This is a genomic window from Flavobacterium limnosediminis JC2902 (assembly GCF_000498535.1).
GTDB lineage: Bacteria > Bacteroidota > Bacteroidia > Flavobacteriales > Flavobacteriaceae > Flavobacterium > Flavobacterium limnosediminis.
Genome location: NZ_AVGG01000002.1, coordinates 158383 through 177836 on the forward strand (window position 1 = coordinate 158383; position 19454 = coordinate 177836).

General features: G+C 41.0%; 19 protein-coding genes. 2 read left to right on the forward strand and 17 right to left on the reverse strand.

Translation table 11 applies throughout. The features are described 5' to 3' along the window. Nucleotides 1–30: 30 nt before the first annotated feature. The 12 genes from FLJC2902T_RS03445 to FLJC2902T_RS03500 form a co-directional block, all read right to left on the reverse strand. A complete protein-coding gene (locus FLJC2902T_RS03445) occupies nucleotides 31–783 on the reverse strand; it encodes an enoyl-CoA hydratase/isomerase family protein (protein WP_023578389.1) in 753 nt (250 codons plus the stop codon). A gap of 93 nt (nucleotides 784–876) precedes the next feature. Further along, nucleotides 877–3369, reverse strand: coding sequence for a phenylacetic acid degradation bifunctional protein PaaZ (gene paaZ, locus FLJC2902T_RS03450; protein WP_023578390.1), 2493 nt, complete (start codon nucleotides 3367–3369; stop codon nucleotides 877–879). A 55-nt stretch (nucleotides 3370–3424) separates the two neighbouring features. Next, nucleotides 3425–4627, reverse strand: coding sequence for a 3-oxoadipyl-CoA thiolase (pcaF, locus tag FLJC2902T_RS03455; protein WP_023578391.1), 1203 nt, complete (start codon nucleotides 4625–4627; stop codon nucleotides 3425–3427). Between the two features lie 234 nt (nucleotides 4628–4861). After that, the gene (locus FLJC2902T_RS03460) at nucleotides 4862–5269 is read right to left on the reverse strand and encodes a PaaI family thioesterase (protein WP_023578392.1); all 408 of its coding nucleotides are present in this window, start codon (nucleotides 5267–5269) and stop codon (nucleotides 4862–4864) included. A 35-nt stretch (nucleotides 5270–5304) separates the two neighbouring features. Next, entirely contained in the window at nucleotides 5305–6459 is a 1155-nt protein-coding gene (locus FLJC2902T_RS03465) for a 3-hydroxyacyl-CoA dehydrogenase NAD-binding domain-containing protein (protein WP_023578393.1), read from the reverse strand. Between the two features lie 170 nt (nucleotides 6460–6629). Next, nucleotides 6630–7409, reverse strand: a complete 780-nt coding sequence (locus FLJC2902T_RS03470) for an enoyl-CoA hydratase-related protein (RefSeq protein ID WP_035677027.1) — start codon at nucleotides 7407–7409, stop codon at nucleotides 6630–6632. A gap of 54 nt (nucleotides 7410–7463) precedes the next feature. Beyond that, entirely contained in the window at nucleotides 7464–7964 is a 501-nt protein-coding gene (paaD, locus tag FLJC2902T_RS03475; protein WP_023578395.1) for a 1,2-phenylacetyl-CoA epoxidase subunit PaaD, read from the reverse strand. Nucleotides 7965–8017: 53 nt separating this feature from the next. Then, nucleotides 8018–8770 (reverse strand): 1,2-phenylacetyl-CoA epoxidase subunit PaaC, encoded by a 753-nt coding sequence (gene paaC, locus FLJC2902T_RS03480; protein WP_023578396.1) that lies wholly within the window; start codon nucleotides 8768–8770, stop codon nucleotides 8018–8020. A gap of 64 nt (nucleotides 8771–8834) precedes the next feature. After that, a complete protein-coding gene (gene paaB, locus FLJC2902T_RS03485) occupies nucleotides 8835–9119 on the reverse strand; it encodes a 1,2-phenylacetyl-CoA epoxidase subunit PaaB (protein WP_081712530.1) in 285 nt (94 codons plus the stop codon). 68 nt (nucleotides 9120–9187) lie between these two features. Continuing rightward, complete coding sequence (paaA, locus tag FLJC2902T_RS03490) at nucleotides 9188–10144, reverse strand: 1,2-phenylacetyl-CoA epoxidase subunit PaaA (protein WP_023578398.1); 957 nt, start codon at nucleotides 10142–10144, stop codon at nucleotides 9188–9190. 141 nt (nucleotides 10145–10285) lie between these two features. Further along, nucleotides 10286–11359, reverse strand: coding sequence for a 1,2-phenylacetyl-CoA epoxidase subunit PaaE (gene paaE, locus FLJC2902T_RS03495; RefSeq protein ID WP_023578399.1), 1074 nt, complete (start codon nucleotides 11357–11359; stop codon nucleotides 10286–10288). A gap of 154 nt (nucleotides 11360–11513) precedes the next feature. Next, complete coding sequence (locus tag FLJC2902T_RS03500; RefSeq protein WP_023578400.1) at nucleotides 11514–12083, reverse strand: TetR/AcrR family transcriptional regulator; 570 nt, start codon at nucleotides 12081–12083, stop codon at nucleotides 11514–11516. Between the two features lie 93 nt (nucleotides 12084–12176). Here FLJC2902T_RS03500 and FLJC2902T_RS03505 point away from each other — a divergent pair, with 93 nt between their 5' ends. Both FLJC2902T_RS03505 and FLJC2902T_RS03510 read left to right on the forward strand, forming a co-directional pair. After that, complete coding sequence (locus FLJC2902T_RS03505; RefSeq protein WP_023578401.1) at nucleotides 12177–12485, forward strand: rhodanese-like domain-containing protein; 309 nt, start codon at nucleotides 12177–12179, stop codon at nucleotides 12483–12485. Then, nucleotides 12485–13105: a class I SAM-dependent methyltransferase gene (locus FLJC2902T_RS03510; protein WP_035677030.1), complete on the forward strand. Its 621-nt coding sequence runs from the start codon at nucleotides 12485–12487 to the stop codon at nucleotides 13103–13105. Before FLJC2902T_RS03505 ends, FLJC2902T_RS03510 begins: the two co-directional genes overlap by 1 nt. Before the next feature lie 31 nt (nucleotides 13106–13136). On the opposite strand, the gene FLJC2902T_RS03515 is transcribed toward FLJC2902T_RS03510, so the two are convergent. The 5 genes from FLJC2902T_RS03515 to alaS all read right to left on the reverse strand — a co-directional run bounded on the left by FLJC2902T_RS03515 (nucleotide 13137) and on the right by alaS (nucleotide 19433). Beyond that, entirely contained in the window at nucleotides 13137–13784 is a 648-nt protein-coding gene (locus FLJC2902T_RS03515; protein WP_051364240.1) for a DUF4230 domain-containing protein, read from the reverse strand. Nucleotides 13785–13824: 40 nt separating this feature from the next. Beyond that, the gene (locus FLJC2902T_RS03520; protein ID WP_035677034.1) at nucleotides 13825–14775 is read right to left on the reverse strand and encodes a GSCFA domain-containing protein; all 951 of its coding nucleotides are present in this window, start codon (nucleotides 14773–14775) and stop codon (nucleotides 13825–13827) included. A gap of 41 nt (nucleotides 14776–14816) precedes the next feature. After that, nucleotides 14817–15608 carry a hypothetical protein gene (locus FLJC2902T_RS03525; RefSeq protein WP_023578405.1) on the reverse strand — a complete coding sequence of 264 codons (792 nt, stop codon included), beginning with the start codon at nucleotides 15606–15608 and terminating at the stop codon, nucleotides 14817–14819. A 290-nt stretch (nucleotides 15609–15898) separates the two neighbouring features. Next, nucleotides 15899–16657, reverse strand: coding sequence for a hypothetical protein (locus FLJC2902T_RS03530; RefSeq protein ID WP_023578406.1), 759 nt, complete (start codon nucleotides 16655–16657; stop codon nucleotides 15899–15901). Nucleotides 16658–16796: 139 nt separating this feature from the next. After that, complete coding sequence (alaS, locus tag FLJC2902T_RS03535; RefSeq protein ID WP_023578407.1) at nucleotides 16797–19433, reverse strand: alanine--tRNA ligase; 2637 nt, start codon at nucleotides 19431–19433, stop codon at nucleotides 16797–16799. Between the last annotated feature and the right edge of the window lie 21 nt (nucleotides 19434–19454).

The following is a 19454-nucleotide window of genomic DNA, read 5'->3' on the forward strand; positions in this document are numbered from 1 at the left end:
CGACTAATCACTAACAACTAACGACTATCTTTATTTAAACTTCTTCAATGTTTCTTTCGTAAAATCAGACAATACCAATCTTCCGCTGATAGCTGCTCTTTCGGCTAACAACGTATCCCAGTCGTCTGTACCTCTCCAAAAGATTTTCTTCATTTCCATCATCGCTTCCGGATTGTACGTACACAAATGTTCGGCAAACTTCTGAACCGCTTCGTCCATGTCTTCGATGCTTTCGTATACGTTAGCATATAAGCCTTTCTCTTTTGCCCATGAAGCTTCATAGAAAGTATTTGCATCGATAGCGATTTGCGACATAGCCGAAACCCCCATTTTTCTTTCGATAGCCGGGCTAACCACAAACGGACCGATACCAACGTTCAGTTCGCTTAGTTTTACCGCAGCGAATTGAGTCGCCATGCAATAGTCAGTTGAAGCGGCAATACCTACTCCACCTCCTACGGTTTTCCCCTGAATTCTTCCGATGATGAATTTCGGGCATTTGCGCATAGCGTTGATTACGTTGGCAAAACCGGAGAAAAATACTTTCCCTGTTTGCTCGTCGTTTATTGTGATTAATTCTTTAAAACTGGCTCCGGCACAGAAGGTTCTGTCGCCACCGCTTTTTAAAACAATTACTTTCACTTCGTTGTTGTTACCAACAGTGGTAATGGTTTCAGCCAATTGTGCTAAAATGGTTCCCGGTAATGAATTTTGTTCCGGGTGGAAAAACTCTATTGTAGCGATTCCGTTTTGTATGTCGTGTTTTACGTATGCTTCTGTCATAATAATTTTTAAATTTAATGGCACGCAGATTTTCGCGGATTTTCGCGGATTCCCTTGTATTAGTCCGTATAATCCGTTATGATCTTTGAGCACTTACAAAATTCCGAATTGTTCAAAATGATGGTTGAAGTGTTTTACGTTCAGTAAATCCCACTCGAATTTGTCCATGATTCCGAATACGGCGTTTTTGGTTGTTGCTTCCGGATTTTCTTTGAAATACAATTCAAAAGCATCGTAAGCTTCAATGAATTTCTGTTTCGCCGTAGCCAAATCAGCATGAATCAAAACATCGGTGCTTTCCTTTTCCATCAACGGATGTTTGAAATCTTTCGGCATCGGCTTATGATTGAAAACCATTTCGTTTACTTTTGCCAAGTGTTCTTCCGGCGTGGCGATTTCGAAATCCTGAATTTCACCTGAGGCGATTTTCAATCCTTTTTCCAAATGCTCCACCATGTGCTGCGGCTTCATCATTCCCCATTTCGCCGTAGCGTTTTCGGTTAATTTTGCCAGATAGCTTTCGATGTTGCTTCTGTTTATCTGTACGAACGGTGATTTCTTCTGAACCATCGTCAGGATCGTAGCAATAGCCACTAATTCGTCGTTCTGGTCAAACACTTCCACGAACCATTTCACGATTCCGCAAGGCAATTCTTTTCCAACGCTGTCGCGCTCTACTTTCTGCTTGCACGTTAAACGAACATAGATGGTATCGTTGTGGTAAATCGGACGAACGAAACGGCACTCTTCCAAACCGTAATTTGCCGCTACCGGTCCTTTGTTCGGATATACGAACAATCCCGCCGCAGCCGCCAAGATGAAGTATCCGTGCGCCGTACGTTTTTCGAAAATACTTCCTTTCAACGAAGTGATATCGGTATGCGCGTAGAAATGATCCCACGTTAAATTGGCGAAATTGATGATATCGGTGTCGGTAACCGTACGTCTATGTGTTTTAAGCGACATGCCCGGCTGAATATCCTCCCAGTGGTATTGGAACGGATGCTGCGGTGTCTCTTTGTATTTTGAATTCGGCTGATAAATGCCTGTTATTTCAGTTAATGTTGTTGGAGAACCCTGAACGGCACAACGCTGCATGTAATGCTTGATTCCGCGTACGCCTCCCATTTCTTCTCCTCCTCCGGCACGTCCCGGACCACCGTGAACCAATAAAGGCAGTGGCGAACCGTGTCCGGTGCTTTGTTTCGCATTCTCTCTGTTCAACACTAAGATTCTTCCGTGATGGGTAGCAGCATTGATTACATAGTCTTTTGCGATTTCATCAGAATTCGTTACGATAGAAGATACCAGTGAACCTTTACCCATTTGGGCCAATTCGATAGCTTCGTCTAAATTTTTATATGGCATTATGGTTGAAACCGGACCGAAAGCCTCAGTTTCGTGAACCGTAAGATTTTCAAACGGATTATCCTCACGAAGTAACATCGGACTGATGAAAGCACCTTTAGCATCGGCACCGATAAGATCTAATTTATCTAAATCACCGTATACGATCGAAGCCGTTCTGGCAATTTCCTTCACCCTGTTTTTCACTTCCTCCACCTGGTCTTTGCTTACCAAAGATCCCATGCGAACCTCTTTTAATCTCGGATCTCCGATGGTTACTTTATCCAACGCTTTTCCAAGAGCGATCTGAACATCCTCCACTAAGTTTTCAGGAACAATCATACGACGGATAGCCGTACATTTTTGTCCGCACTTCACGGTAATTTCACTTCTCGCCTGACTGATGAACAAATCGAATTCAGGAGTACCCGGAACAGCATCTTCCCCTAAGATGGAAGCGTTTAACGAGTCGGCCTCCATATTGAACGGAACCGCCTCGCTGATGATTCTCGGATGCGATTTCAACATGCGTCCGGTTGTTGCAGAACCTGTAAAGGTAACGACATCCTGACTTTCAATGGAATCGATTAATGTATGTGCCGATCCGCAAATTAATTGCAGGGCACCTTCGGGCAAAATATTGGATTTGATGATTTCTCTAACAACGGCTTCCGTTAAATACGAAGTCGATGTTGCCGGTTTTACCACTGCCGGCACTCCCGCCATCCAGTTAACCGCACATTTTTCCAGCATTCCCCAAATCGGAAAATTGAAGGCATTGATGTGTACCGCCACCCCTCTTTTCGGAACAAGGATGTGGTGCGCCATGAATCGGCCGCCGCGTGATAAATCGATCGGATCTCCTTCTACATGGTAGGGTTGATTTGGAAATAATTTTCGAAGCGATGCATTGGCAAACAGGTTTCCGAATCCTCCTTCAATGTCAATCCAGCTGTCCACTCGGGTTGCACCCGTTCTATAACTTATTTCGTAAAAATGCTCTTTGCGTTTGTTTAAATACATCGCCAGGCTTTTGATCATGTTTCCACGTTCCTGGAAGGTCATTTTACGAAGTTTTTCGCCTCCTTTGGTTCTTCCGTAATGAAGCACTTCGGCAAAATCGATCCCTTGAGTAGAAGCATTACCGATGATTTCCCCGGTTACCGAGTCAAACAAGGGAACACCTTCTCCGGAACCAGTTGCCCAATTTCCTAAAATGTAATTTTCTATTTTGCTCATACCTATTTTGTTTAACCGCAATCCCGATAGCTATCGGGACGCTAAGTTTGTTTTTTTAAACTCTTTCAATGATTACTGCGTACCCTTGTCCTACTCCGATACACATGGTAATTAAAGCATAACGTTTTCCGGTAAGCTGTAATTCCAATGCCGCGGAGTAAGCTATTCTTGCTCCGGTAACACCCAGGGGATGCCCGATAGCGATAGCACCTCCGTTCGGGTTGATTCTAGGATCGTCGTCTTTTAATCCTAATTCACGGATGCACGCGATACTTTGCGAAGCAAAAGCTTCGTTTAATTCGATGATATCGATTTGATCCAAAGTAAGGCCTGCTTTTTCAAGTGCTTTTTTAGTCGCATCCACCGGTCCGATACCCATGATTCTCGGTTCTACACCCACTACGGCTGAACTTACGATTCGGGCTAACGGTTTTAAGTTGTATTTCTTAACCGCTTCTTCTGAAGCAATGATCGTCGCAGCTGCACCATCATTCAATCCAGACGCGTTTCCGGCCGTTACGCTTCCGTCTTTTTTAAAGGCAGGGCGTAATTTCGCCAAACCTTCCAAGGATGTAAACGGTTTGATGAATTCATCTTTTGAAAACTGGATTGGGTCGCCTTTTCGCTGCGGAATTTCAACGGTTACGATTTCTTTTGCCAATCGTCCTGAATTTTGCGCTGCTGCTGCTTTTTGCTGGCTACGCAAAGCGAAAGCATCCTGATCTTCTCTGGAAATAGTGTATTTTTCAACAAGGTTTTCGGCTGTTTCTCCCATAGCATCCGTACCGAACATGGCATGCATTTTCGGGTTGACAAAACGCCATCCGAAACTGCTGTCATACATTTTACTGTCCGTCCCAAAAGCGGCAGACGGTTTCGACACCACTAACGGTCCTCTTGTCATGTTTTCAATTCCACCCGCGATAAAAACGTGTCCGTCTCCGGCTTTGATGGCGCGGTTTGCACCGATAATCGCCGAAAGACCTGAACTGCACAAACGGTTTACGGTTTCTCCCGGAACAGTATACGGCAATCCCGCCAATAGCAGCGACATGCGCGCAACGTTGCGATTATCCTCTCCCGCCTGGTTAGCACACCCCATGATCACGTCGTCATAAGCGTCTGTGGGGATGTTTGGATTTTTCTCTGTTACCGCTTTGATTACCAAAGCCCCCAAATCATCCGGACGAACCGCTGCTAAGGTTCCCTGATAACTTCCTATTGGAGTACGTACTCCGTCTATGATATATGCTTCCATTCTCAGATTGCAGATTTTAGATGGCAGATTTCAGGTTTTGAAACTGACCTCTATTTATATTTTATGTTCTTTAAAACTCTTATTTCTATTCAATTCGTATCCTCTTTAGCCCTGTCCCGATAGCTATCGGGAGAAGCAGTTACCTTGTAACGCGGAAAGCAGGAATTGCGTTTCCTAAAATGCCCAAACCATTGCTTCGCCAATTCGCTATCGCTCGGGTCGCTCCGGAGTATTTTACTCTTCCCACTCTTTTGGAGTCCTGTAAGCAACGCCTTTGAAAAGCGCCACCAAAACGTCTCCTTTTTTAACCTCAACGATGTAGAAACCCAATTTATTTTTCAAACTTTCCAGTGTCGCTTCGGCAACGATATAATCACCTTCTTCCAATGCTTCAACATGGTTAATTGAAGTCTCGATGGATACGGCAAATCGTCCGTTGGTGTTTACAGTAAACCCGAAAGCCGTGTCGGCTAACGAGTAGGCAATCCCGCCATGTGCTTTGCCCATACTATTGAGCATTTCTTTGCGGATGGTCATGCCCACTTTACAACTTCCGATTTCGCATTCCAGAATCTCGATGCCCAACCATTGGCTGAACGGATCGAGTGAAAGCATTTTATATGGTATTTTTTCTCCTTGCATTTTCGAGTTGGAATTTATTATTTCTTCCGTTTTCATTACACTTCAAATACTTTATTTTCTCTGTTCATTTTACGTAAAACCGGGCTGCAACGGTAACGGTCTTCATGGTATTCGTTGTACAGTTCGTCTAACTTTTCAACGCACCAATTGATGCCTAATTCGTCTGCCCAGGCCAATAACCCTTTTGGATAGTTCACCCCTTTGGTCATGGCATTGTCAATATCTTTTGCGGAAGCGATGTTTAAAAACAAGGCATCGGCCGCTTCATTAATCAACATTACGATTACGCGTTCGAAAATGGTTTTGGCCAACGTTAAATCTTCTGTTGGTTTTGGCATTTCTTCGCTGTAATTGTAAAAACCTCTACCCGATTTTCTTCCTAAAAATCCGGCTTCGGTCAATCTTTTCTGTGTGAATGACGGCTTGTATCTCGGGTCGAAATAGAACGAAGTGAAAACCGTTTCCGTAACGGTGTAATTCACATCATGTCCGATGAAATCCATCAATTCGAAAGGCCCCATTCGGAAACCTCCTATTGTTTTCATACTCCAGTCGATGGTAGCGAAATCGGCGAAGCCTTCTTCGTAAATACGCAAAGCTTCACTATAGAAAGGTCGGGCAACACGGTTTACGATAAATCCGGGTGTATCTTTTGCTACAGCTACCACTTTTTTCCAATCGGAAATGGTTTGTGTTATTTTCTGAACCACCGCATCGCTGGTCTGAACCGCAGGAATCACCTCAACCAACTGCATTAGTGGCGCGGGATTGAAGAAATGAATCCCGATAACACGCTCCGGTTTTTGACACGAAGCGGCGATGGAAGCGATGGATAACGATGATGTATTCGAAGCCAAAACCGTTTGAGCAGAAACCAAAGTTTCCAATTCTGAAAACACTTTTCTTTTGATTTCCAGATTTTCGACGATGGCTTCGATAACCAAATCGGAATCCGATAAATCCTTTAACGTGCTTACGTAAGAAGTCGCATTCTGAATTCTTGATTTCTCAGTTTCGTCTATTTTCCCTTTTTCCACCAATTTGGATAAGGTATTTTCAAGGGCAGCTTTACTTCTGGAAAGCGCTTCCTGATTGGTATCGTATAATTTTACGGAACATCCGGCTGTGGCGGCCACTTGTGCGATACCGCTTCCCATTGTTCCTGAGCCTATAACTGCTATTTTCTTCATTTAATTTTTTAGACTTGCTTAGACTTGCTTAGACTTGCTTAGACTTGCTTAGACTTGCTTAGACTTGCTTAGACTTGCTTAGACTTTCTTAGACTTTCTTAGACTTTCTAAATGTCTAACAATCTAAGAAATCTAATTATCTAATATTCTAAGAAGTCTAACTATCTAAATTAATTTCCTTTAAATTCCGGTTTTCTTTTTTCCACGAATGCGGTTACGCCTTCATTGTAATCGTTTGAAGAACTGGCTTCGATTTGCAGGTCGCTTTCCAATACCAATTGTTCTTCCAATGAATTTGTCATCGACTGATTCAGTAAGCGCTTGGTTAATCCCAAGGCCAATGTTGGCATCTGCGCTAAATTTTCGGCCACTCTTTTCACTTCGACTTCGAAAGAATCACTAGCAAAAACTTTATAAATCATTCCAAGGTTCACGGCTTCTTCAGCGGAAACTTTATCTCCAAGCATCATTAAGGCCGATGCTTTTTGAAAGCCGATTAAACGCGGCAAGAAAAAAGTCCCGGCACTGTCCGGTACCAAACCTATTTTACTGAAGGCCTGAATAAAACTCGCCGATTCTACCGCCACAACGATATCGCAAGCCAAAGCTATGTTCGCTCCCGCACCGGCAGCAACGCCATTTACGGCAGCCACAACAGGTTTTTCGATGTTCCTGATTTTTTGGATAATCGGATTGTAATGTTCTTCAAGTATTCTTCTGAATCCCGGATTGAGTTCCGGAGTCGTTACTTCTTTTAAGTCCTGTCCGGCGCAGAATGCTTTTCCGTTTCCGGTAAGTACGATGGCGCGAACGTTTGAGTCACTTGCGCAATTGTCAAGCGTGTCCTGAAGCAGCAAAGCCATTTCTCTGTTGAAACTGTTGAATACTTCCGGTCTGTTGAGTGCAATCCACGCAACATTATTTTCAATCTTTACTTCAATTGAATTCATGCTCATACCTTATTTTAGTTAAACAACCCGCAAGGAAAACCCTGCAGGTTGTTTTTATTTTAAACATTTAAAATAGTCAAACGGCTCCAGACAGTCTTCGCACTTAAACAGTGCTTTACAAGCTGTCGATCCGAACTGACTGATCAATTTCGTGTTAGTTGAACCGCACTGCGGACACTTAACCAATTTTTTATTTCCGAGTAATGCATCCTTATCGGCTTCGGCACTCAGCGGAGCGGCGATTCCGTATTTTTCCAACTCGGCTCTTCCTTTTGGTGTGATCCAATCCGTCGTCCAGGCTGGCGAAAGCACCAAACTTACTTTGGATTCAAAACCTTTCTCTTTGAATGCTTTTTTGATATCGTCTCCGATAACATCCATGGCGGGACAACCACTGTAGGTTGGCGTTATTTCCACTTCGACAATATCATTAACAACCTTTACAGAACGCACAACTCCCATATCCATAATGGAAAGTACAGGAATTTCGGGATCGGAAACCGTTCCCAGAATATCCAGTAATTTTTGATCGATATGTTGAAGTTGTTCTGTCATAATCTAACCGTAAAGGGCGCAAAGTTATTTCGCAAAGCTCGCAATGTCTTCTTTTACCAGGTCATGTTAGGATAAGCACGTTGCATGTATTGCAAATCGGCTAATAAATACCCCATATGCTCGCTGTGAATGCCTTGTTTTCCTCCTTTTTGGAAATATTCCACAACAGGAGTTTCTAATGTTGCCTCTTCTAAAACAGCACTGACTTTTTTATAAAACGGTGCTTTCAGTTTGGTTACATCTACACCGATATTTTCAGCAACCATTGCTTTATCGGCATCGGTTTGATGGAACAATTCATCGGTATATACCCATAAATCGTTAATAGCTGTTTGAATTCTGTCGTGACTTTCCGGAGTTCCATCACCTAAACGACGAATCCAATCGGAAGAAAAACGAGTGTGATAACTCACTTCCTTAATGCTTTTTGTTGCAATAGCCGCCAGTGTTTCGTCTTTGCTGTTTTTCAATTCTTCCAAAAGTGAAAGATGAAAAATATCAAACAAAAATTGTCTGGTTATGGAATAGGCAAAATCCGTGTTGGGTTGCTCTACCAATAACACATTTTTATATTCTCTCTCTTTACGTAAGAAAGCAATCGTGTCTTCGGTCGCATCTTCGCCAAGTAATTTGGCAGCATATTGATAGTAACTTCTGGTTTGTCCCAACAAGTCTAAGGTGATATTGGTCATCGCAATATCAGTTTCCAGACTCGGACCGTGACCACAAAGTTCTCCAAGGCGCTGACCTAAAATCAGAGCGTTATCAGCGATTCCGTATATATATTGAACTAAATTGTTATTCATGTTTTTGTATTTAAATCCATGTTCTTGCCTTATCAAAAAAGAAGAAAACGGAATTATTTTTATTTTACATATGCTTTAATTCTTCCGGAAGCTCGTAAAACGTAGGATGTCTGTAGGCTTTGTCTTTCGCCGGCTCGAATAATTCTGCACTGTCATCCGGATTTGACGCGGTAATTTGCGCCGATGGAACTACCCATATGCTCACACCCTCGTTTCTTCTTGTGTAAACATCGCGTGCGTTTTCCAAAGCCATCGTAGCATCACTGGCGTGAAGGCTTCCGCAATGACGGTGTTCCAATCCGTTTTTACTTCTTATAAATACTTCCCAAAGTGGCCAGTTTTTCATAATCTTATAGTTTACAGTTTACAGTCGCGGTCACAGTCTGAAAACTGTAAACCGTGACTGAAAACTAAATTTTATATTGCTTGTTCTAATTTCTTTTCTTCTTGTTTTTCGGCGTAGGCCATAGCGGCATCACGTACCCATTTTCCGTTATCCCATGCATTTTTTCTGGCTGCGATTCTTTGTTTGTTACAAGGACCGTGACCTTTCACCACTTGCCAGAATTCATCCCAATCCAAAGGACCGAAATCGTAACGTTTGGTTTCTTCGTTCCATTTTAAATCCGGGTCGGGAATCGTAAGTCCGATTAACTCGGCTTGCGGTACGGTTTGGTCTACAAACTGCTGACGTAATTCGTCATTGGTTTTACGTTTTAATTTCCATTTCATCGATTGTTCGGTGTGAACGGATGCAGCATCTGTAGGCCCCAACATCATTAAAGATGGCCACCACCAACGGTTTAAAGCATCCTGAGCCATCTCTTTTTGTTCCGGAGTTCCGTTTGCCAAAGCCATCATGATTTCAAATCCCTGACGTTGGTGAAAACTTTCTTCCTTACAAACACGCACCATCGCGCGGGCATAAGGACCGTAAGAAGTCGCTGTCAGCGGTACCTGATTAATAATTGCCGCACCATCCACTAACCAGCCGATGGCGCCCATATCTGCCCAGGTTATGGTTGGATAATTAAAAATACTTGAATATTTCGCCGTTCCGTTATGCAATTGCTCGTACAAATCATCGCGGGAAACACCAAGGGTTTCACAGGCACTGTACAAATACAATCCGTGACCGGCCTCGTCCTGTACTTTTGCCAACAAAGCCACTTTTCTTCGTAAAGACGGAGCGCGTGTTATCCAATTACCTTCCGGCAACATTCCCACTATTTCAGAATGGGCATGTTGTGAAATCTGACGAATATGCGTCTGACGGTATTTCTCCGGCATCCAGTCTTTCGGCTCGATTTTCTCATCGTTTGCAATGCGCAAATCGAAGATTGCTTCTAAGTTTTTTATTTCCTGTTCTGACATAACTTTTAGTATTCAGTGTTCAGTCGCAGTATTCAGCTTTACTCCGACCTTGATTAACTATTTTGGTACTAAATATATTTTTCGTGTTTTAACAACGTGACTGTAAACTGAATACAAATCACTTAACACTATTTTTACTGTTTACGCGCCGAAATCAACAACAACTTTTTTAGAAGTCGGTACCGCCTGACAACTTAATACATAATGTTTCGCCACTTCATTTTCATCCAACGCATAGTTGATTTTCATCTCAACCGTTCCTTCAAGAACTTTACATCTGCATGTGCTGCAAACCCCTCCTTTACAGGCAAACGGCAAATCGGCACCGGCAGCTAATGCCCCGTCCAGAATATTATCGAAATCATCATCCATCGTGAAGTGGAATTCTTTTCCCCCATCAAGAATGGTCACCTCAGTACCCTCAACCTTCTTCTCTAAAATCTTACTGGTACGCTGTTTGTCTGCTTCGGAATTTCCGGTGTGAAACAATTCGAAATGAATTCTTTCTTTTGGTAATCCGGCAGCTACCATTTCGTCGCGTATCAGGAAAATCATTTCTTCCGGTCCGCAGATGAAACATTCGTCCACCGACGGCACATCAATAATTCTGGAGGTAAGAACCTGTAATTTTTCTTTATCAAACCTTCCGTTAAACAATTCCACATTCCTATGCTCTTTCGTTAGGAAATAAAACACCTCAAAACGACCTAAGTACTTGTTTTTCAACGCTTCAATTTCCTCCTTAAAGATAATTGATTTTACGGTTCTGTTCAAATAAAACAGTTGAAAAGTACTTTCCGGCTCAAGCGCCAAGTGTGTTTTTATGATGGACAAAATCGGTGTGATTCCACTTCCGGCTGCAAAAACAACATAATTTTTCGCAACAGTCGGGTTCACCTCTTTAAAAAATACTCCGGCTGGCGCCATAACTTCCAGAACATCGCCTTTTTTCAGCGTATTATTCACAAAACCAGAGAACAGACCGCCGTCGATTTTTTTAACCGCAACCTGCCATTTATTTTCTGTCGGACTGGAACATAACGAATAGGAACGACGTACTTCGACACCATCAATCATGGTTCGCATGTTAAGATGCTGCCCCTGTTTGAATTCGAAATCGTGTTTTAATTCTTCCGGAATTTCAAACGAAATAACAGAACAATCTTTAGTTTCTTTGTAAATATCTGAAACCTTTATACTGTGAAATTTAGTCATTGCAATACCTGTTAATTTTAACTAACATCTGTTAGTTTGTAGTGCAAAAATAAGTAATATTTCGATACGTATTGAATCGGAAATTAAAAAAATGGAATTAAATGGAAAATCTTAACAGAAAGTCCGCATTTAAACAGCTAATTCTGATTAAACCTTAAACGATTCCGTGAAGCAGAACCTGTGTCATGTTCGATTTTAAAACCGAGGCATTCAGACTTTTTTTCTTACCGTACCAAAGATAAAGTGTTCGTAAGGTGGTGTGTATGGAAAAAATAATCACTTCGGGATTGAGTTTTTTCAGCTCACCGTCAGCAATCCCTTTCATGATTATTTTACGGAAGTTTTCTTCGTATTCTTCACGCATTTTTATGAAATATGCTAATTCGGCATCGGCAAGATGCATCCAGTCGGCGTTCAGGGAAGCCAAAGCATCAGAATCACGAACCGTAATATCCACGTGCAACTGAATCACTTTTTCAATTTTTTGAATACAGGTTTCATCGGAAAGCATGATCTCATTCATCACTTTGGTAAACTCCTCCGCAATTTCAATGATAATCAGTACCAGAATTTCCTGTTTGGATTTGATGTGATTGTACAGACTGGCCGCTTTAATATCCATTGCCTGCGCTATATCACGCATGGTTACGGCGCTATACCCTTTTTCTTTAAAGAGTTTGGCCGCTATGGTTATGATTTCGGTTTTTCGGTCTAAGGATTTCATCGGTTGCAAAATTAGAATTTATTTCAGCTTTGGTAACATTTGCTACACATTAATTCCGTCGCCGATTGTACATTTGCTTAAAATTAATACACTATGGGATTATTAGACATCTTAGGATTAGGCAGTAAATCGGATTCCGTAAAGGAATATGTTGCCAAAGGAGCTGTGATTATTGATGTGAGAACCACGGGAGAATTTGCTTCAGGACATATTAAAGGTTCTAAAAACATACCGTTAGACACGATTGCATCAAAAATAGAGGACATCAAAAAACTAAACAAACCGGTAATCGCCTGTTGTCGTTCCGGAATGCGAAGTGCCCAGGCTACTTCCATTTTAAAACAAAACGGTATCGATACTATAAACGGCGGCGGCTGGGAAAGTTTACAAAACAAATTATAATGGAAGAATTCGACAGAAAAAAACATTGGGAAACCATTTACGACTCTAAAGCGTTAAACGAAGTGAGCTGGTATCAACCGACGCCAAAAACGTCTTTGGATTTTATCGCTAAAAATGCGGTTTCAAAAGACGCTGCTATTATCGACATTGGTGGTGGTGACAGCTTTTTGACGGATCATTTACTGGAGTTGGGTTACACAAACATTAGCGTTCTCGATATTTCTGAAAAGGCCATTGATAGAGCAAAAAAGCGTTTGGGAAGCAAGGCCGATAAGGTTAAGTGGATTGTAAGCGACATTACAAACTTCAATCCGACGGAGAAATATGAAATATGGCACGATCGCGCTGTATTCCATTTCCTGACACAGCCCTCAGACATTGAAAAATACACCGAAACAGCAGCGTCTTCAACAGAAAAAAACAGCAAGATGCTCATCGGGACTTTTTCGGAAAGCGGGCCCAAAAAATGCAGCGGCATTGAAATAAGACAATATTCGGAAAATATACTGAAAGAAACTTTTAATGCCGATTTTAAAGCCGTTGAATGTTTTTACGAAAACCATACAACCCCGTTTGATACGGTACAGAATTTCATTTTCTGCAGTTTTGAGAAAAAATAAAAAATCCCGCTGTAATGGCGGGATTGTACTTTTATAATTTAAGCGTCTTACTCAACTGGTTTTCCGTTTGGATTTCCTGATTGTTGTATTCCAATTTCCAACCCATTGTATTGGTCAGAATCAGAATTTTGGCCAATTCGCTCACCAGACGGTTTTCAGCATTGGTTTTTAACTTTGACTTTTCGATTTTCCGGGCCAGATCGGCTTTTACTTTTCTGTTGATTTTATTGTAATCCTCCCCGGTAAACGGATTCAGCGTACTTTGTTCCACATCATAAAACTGGATATCCGGACTGATTTTTATTTCTTCTTTCGGAATACTTACAATGGTGATGGTTTTATTTTTTTCGTCGATATCGTATTTTACTTTGCTTAGATCATAAGCAACGGTAACGTCGGCATTGATTATGATAAGTGCTTTTTTCTCGAACGTAATCAGATTCATCATGTATTTTTGCTGGTCTTTATACGTCATGACCTGCGAATAATGCCCTTCCGTCACCACTAATTTTCCAACGTTTTTGATTTGCTGTTCGATTAAATCGGTATTGTATTCGGTGGTTTCGGTAGGTTTTTCGGAAGTAAAATATCGAAACAAAAGCACCCCGGCAATAATCAAAACAATCAGCCAGATAAGCTTGCCGGAACGACCAATAGCCTGGACCAACGGTACCAGCATATTTTTTATATCGGTTTGAGTAGATGAATTTCTGGCCATTTTAAAACTGAATTTGCGGATTTTCAGCTACTAATTTACTAATCTTTTGACTGAGTTTTTCCAAAAATTTCTGATGCTGTTCGGAATCCGGGTTAAATGGCCGGTGCTGCAATGCTTTCTGAATTGAATCGACCTTTTCCATAATCGGATAACTTTCCTCGACAATCATCGTCTGAACAAAGCGCTCCCAGATATAATCGATGGCCACCTGATTGGGATGCAGCATATCTTCGGCATAAAATCGATAATCGCGCAGTTCATCCATCAGGATTTCATAGCTTGGAAAATAGTCGAAAGTCGAAAGTCGAAAGTCGAAAGTTTTGTGCAAAGCGGTTATCAGATGGGATTTACTCAACTGATTTTCCACAAAACCATCTTTGATGTGTCGTACGGGTGAAACGGTAAAAATGAAGTTGCAGTTTGGATTTACGGAAGCAACTGATGCAATTATATTTTGCAGGCTTTCTTCGATTTGAGCAACCGAGAGTAATTCTTTGGAAAACTGCTTTTGTGGGACTTTATGGCAATTGGCAACAATTTGACCACTATCATTATTGCGGTACACCCAAGCCGTCCCAAAGGTTAAGGTAATACGTGTGGCCCGAAGCAGCTGATTGCGGAATGTTTCTGCCGTACCATTGAGTCGATTTAACAACGTTTCGGTATCAGGTGAACTCAGCTCGGAATGCACATCAAAGCAATGCCATAAATCATTATAAAAGAAAACATCGGCTTCGGAAAAAGATTCTTGTGAAATTACTTTCCGGATTAATTTTTCGACGGAAACCGGATTAAAGATAATTCCGAACGGATTAACGGAATGCTGAAACTTGAAGTAGTCGAATTTTGCTCCGATATTTTCAGCAAAACAAGAACCCAAAGACACTATTCTTGAAGTATAATCTATTGGAGAATTACTTTTGGGAATAGGTATTTGGGTTCTGAAGTGCATACTAAGCTTGTTTATTCATACAAACTTAGTGATTATTTTATTTAATAAGTGTATTGGAATACTACTGATCCTCTGCTGGCACTTATTGGATAGTTACCTGAATTATAAGTATACTGAATAACATCATTAACCGAATTTGCTGCCGAAACTCCTGTAGTTGCAATTGTCGTAACATTATTCCTGTTTCCGTTTAAAGCTACGTCATAATACGCTAATTTATCAAAACCGAGTATCCCATTGTATGGAGAATTCTTGGTATCATAAGTATAATTATGGGTTTCTGTAACTGTGCTTCCGTTCACGGTTCTATAGGCTTCCATACGAGTCACTTTTCCATTTGTAAAGAAAACTTTTCTGTTTACCAACTGTGCACTTTGACTCACAACATCTCCTCGGTATCCGTTAACAGAAACCGTTCCGTCACTGTTATAACTGAAAACAGCTCTGTAGGTTACCGCATTAGAAGCATTCACTCTGCGATAATTAATCAGCTGGTTATTTTCATTATACTCGAATAGCTCCTTGGAAGATAACACATTACTTGTATAATAGTCTCTTTGCGTAATTAGATTACCTGTGTATTTATAAATAACATGTCTGCCGTCTGAAGAGTTGACTCTGGTCAGTTTGCTGCCGCTATAAACATAATCGTCCGTAGAAACCGAGGCGCCTGAATTAGTGGTAGCCACTATTCTTTTTACCAATACGGCATACGGATTCAATTTTGAATCGATTTCTGAATCTGAATCAATAGTATCAACAAATTCTTCATTAGAACACGAAGCCAAAAGCGCTATCGCAATCATCCCCAAAACAATACTAAGTCTTTTCATAAATTTTAAGTATTTGATTAAACTTTGGCAAAGGAAGAAAAAAAACTGATGTAAAAGTACTTTTTAACGATTTTTTTTGACTTTAATCGATTAATTATCAATTAGTTATATAAAAATCTTATTAAAAAACAAGCCCCATGCAATCACCCTTACCAAACGGATGCAAATATACCTATCGATTACAAACCAAAGTGATAATGAAAACTTAAATTATTGGTTTTCATACATTTAAAACAAAAAACCCAAAACCGGGCTGGATTTGGGTTTTTGAAATCATTTATTATAAAGTGTTATTCGTAGAAATATTGCGTTGTATATGTTGAGCTGCTATTAGTAGCAGTCGTGGTCATGGAAATAGGAAAGTCGTCGGAATTGTATACGTACTGATTCGAAAAACCAGAAACCAACGTATTAGTCGAGTCATAATAATGGCTCGTTAGAATATTATTAAACATTCCGCCTTCGAATGTCAGCAGTTTACCAAAACCTATAATATTTATAAAAATGTTGTTTTTTGAATCATAAGTATATTCTTGTCTAAAACTCAAATTTCCTTGATAAAACTCCTCCTTTTTAAACACCTCACCGTTAGCATTCATATGATAAACACCATTTCTTCCCACAATGTTTTGATTTGTGAAATCACCGGAGTAATTTTGATACGAAATCGTGCGATCTGAATTGTGTGTAAAAATCTTTTTTGTGGCAGTTAAATCAAGATGATTAAAACTGGTTTCCTCTATCAATCTTTGATAAGTATCATAGACATATTTTACTTCATAATCAATTTGGGGATTATTATTCTGGGAAATATACATTTTGGTAATCAAATTTCCAGTATAGGCAAATGCCCGCAATTGATTTAAAGCTTTTATACTTACAATTTTATTCCCGCTGTAACTATACTCAAATGTATTCCCATTCGCAACGGCTCGCTTCACAAGACTCCCACCATTGGGAACAGATGAACCCGAATCTCCGTCACTTTCACTAGAACAAGAAGCAAACAAAAGCGCCAACGCACTAAAAGCATAAATAAGTTTTCTCATAAAGATTTATTATAAATATTTTTTTACAAAAAAAAGAATTATTTCCGTTATAAAAAAACAAACAGAAACTGTTTTTTTATCTAATAAAAAAGCCCAAATCACTAACGATTTGGGCTTCAAATAAATATAATTAAAAATTTTATTTAACAAATTCAACCGCCTTTTCCAAAGCTTCGGTAATTCCGCCAACATTCTTCCCTCCCGCTGTTGCGAAGAACGGTTGACCTCCCCCGCCACCTTGGATGTATTTCCCTAATTCGCGAACGACCTGTCCGGCGTTTAGGTTTTTCTCCGCCACCAATTCTTTGGAAATGTAGCAAGTTAACATTGGTTTTCCTTCTTCGGCAGTAGCCAATAACAAGAATAGGTTGGTTTCGTCGTTTCCTAATTCGTATGCTAAATCCTTAGCGCCTTCCGGATTCAAATCGACTTGTTTTGCTAAGAATTTCACGCCGTTGATTTCCTGCACTTCCGAAGCCAGTTCCCCCTTCAGGTTTTTCGCTTTTTCTTTCAATAGTTGCTCCAACTGCTTTTTCAGTTTGGCATTTTCATCCTGCAATGAAACAACAGATTTTATTACATCCTGAGGATTTTTCAACGTCTCCTTAATTTCCTTCAGCGTATTTTCCTGAGATGCGTAGAAGTCTTTCACAGCATCATTGGTAATCGCTTCAATACGACGGATTCCGGCAGCAACCGCGCCTTCACTCGTGATTTTGAAATGCCAGATCTCCGCGGTATTCTTCACGTGGATTCCTCCGCACAATTCCATACTCTCTCCGAATTTAATCGCACGCACATTATCACCGTATTTCTCTCCGAATAACGCCATCGCACCTTCTTCAATAGCCTGCGCAAACGGTATGCTTCTTCTTTCGATAAGTGGCAATTGTTCTTGGATTCTTGCATTTACGAAATCTTCTACCTGCTGTAATTCTTCCTCCGTAACTTTTGCGAAATGCGAGAAGTCAAAACGAAGGTAATTTGGCGACACCAACGACCCTTTTTGCTCCACATGCGTTCCCAAAACCGAACGCAATGCCTGATGCAATAAGTGGGTAGCCGAGTGATTGCTCGCACAATTACTTCTTAAATCGGTATTTACTTTTGCAACGAAAGCACCGTTTACGTTTTCCGGTAAGCTTTTCGCAAAATGCAATATCAGGTTGTTTTCTTTTTTCGTATCGACGATTTCGATGGTTTCGTTTGCAGAAACTAAGATTCCTTTGTCTCCCACCTGACCTCCGCCTTCCGGATAGAACGGCGTGTTGTCTAATACAATTTGATATAGTTTACCGTCTTTTTTGGAATCCACTTTCCTGAAACGGGTGATTTTTACATCGTTTTCTGTTTGATCGTAGCCTACGAAAGTTTCCACATTTCCAGGAACCAAAACGGTCCAGTCTTCTGTTGAAACTTCCGAAGCGGCGCGGGAACGTGTTTTTTGCTCCAACATCGCAGCATCAAAACCGGCTTCGTCCAAGCTATACCCTCTTTCTCTTAAAATCAAAGCGGTTAAATCGATTGGAAATCCGAACGTATCATACAATTCGAATGCTTTAGCACCTGATACTTCTTTTCCTTTCGTCTCAGCAACCACATTTTCCAATAACTGCAATCCTTGATCTAAAGTTCTTAAGAAAGACGCTTCTTCTTCTTTAATCACATTCGCCACTAAACTTTTCTGAGCAACAATCTCCGGGAAGAAAGTCCCCATCTGATTCGCCAGTACGTCCACCAATTGATAAATAAATGGCTCTTTGGTATTTAAAAACGTAAATCCGTAACGGATCGCACGGCGCAAAATACGACGGATTACATAACCCGCACCACCGTTTGACGGCAACTGACCGTCGGCAATAGCGAACGCTACCGCACGCACGTGATCTACAATTACACGAATCGCAATATTGGTTTTATTCTGCTCTTCGCTGATATTTTTTATTTCGTTGTTGGTATATTTTTTACCTGTGATTTGCTCTACTTTTTCGATTAGTGGCGTGAACACATCCGTATCGTAATTGGATGTTACACCTTGCATTGCCATACACAGACGCTCGAAGCCCATTCCGGTATCTACGTGTTGTGCCGGTAATTTTTCCAGAGAACCATCAGCCTTACGGTTGAATTCCATGAATACGTTATTCCAGATTTCCACCACCTGCGGATGATCGGCGTTAACCAAATCACGACCGGAAACAGCTGCTCTTTCTTCGGCAGTACGCAAATCGATGTGGATTTCAGAACATGGTCCACATGGTCCTTGGTCACCCATTTCCCAGAAATTGTCTTTCTTGTTCCCAAGGATGATACGGTCTTCTGAAACGTATTGCTTCCAGATATCGAAAGCTTCCTGATCGAAAGGAACATTCTCCGCCGGGTTTCCTTCAAAAACGGAAACGTACAAACGGTCTTTCTCTAATTTTAAAACCTCAGTTAAGAACTCCCAAGCCCAAGCCAAGGCTTCTTTTTTGAAATAATCACCAAACGACCAGTTCCCTAACATTTCGAACATGGTGTGGTGGTAGGTATCAAAACCTACATCCTCCAAGTCGTTGTGCTTTCCTGACACGCGAAGACATTTTTGTGTATCGGCAATTCGGGCGCTTTTTGGTGTTCCGTTTCCTAAGAAAAACTCTTTGAACTGAGCCATTCCGGAATTGTTAAACATCAAAGTCGGGTCGTCTTTTAAAACGATGGGCGCCGAAGGAACGATCAAATGTCCTTTGCTCTCAAAAAAATCAAGGTAAGCCTTACGAATGTCTTGTGATTTCATTTTTATTTTATTTTGCCACGA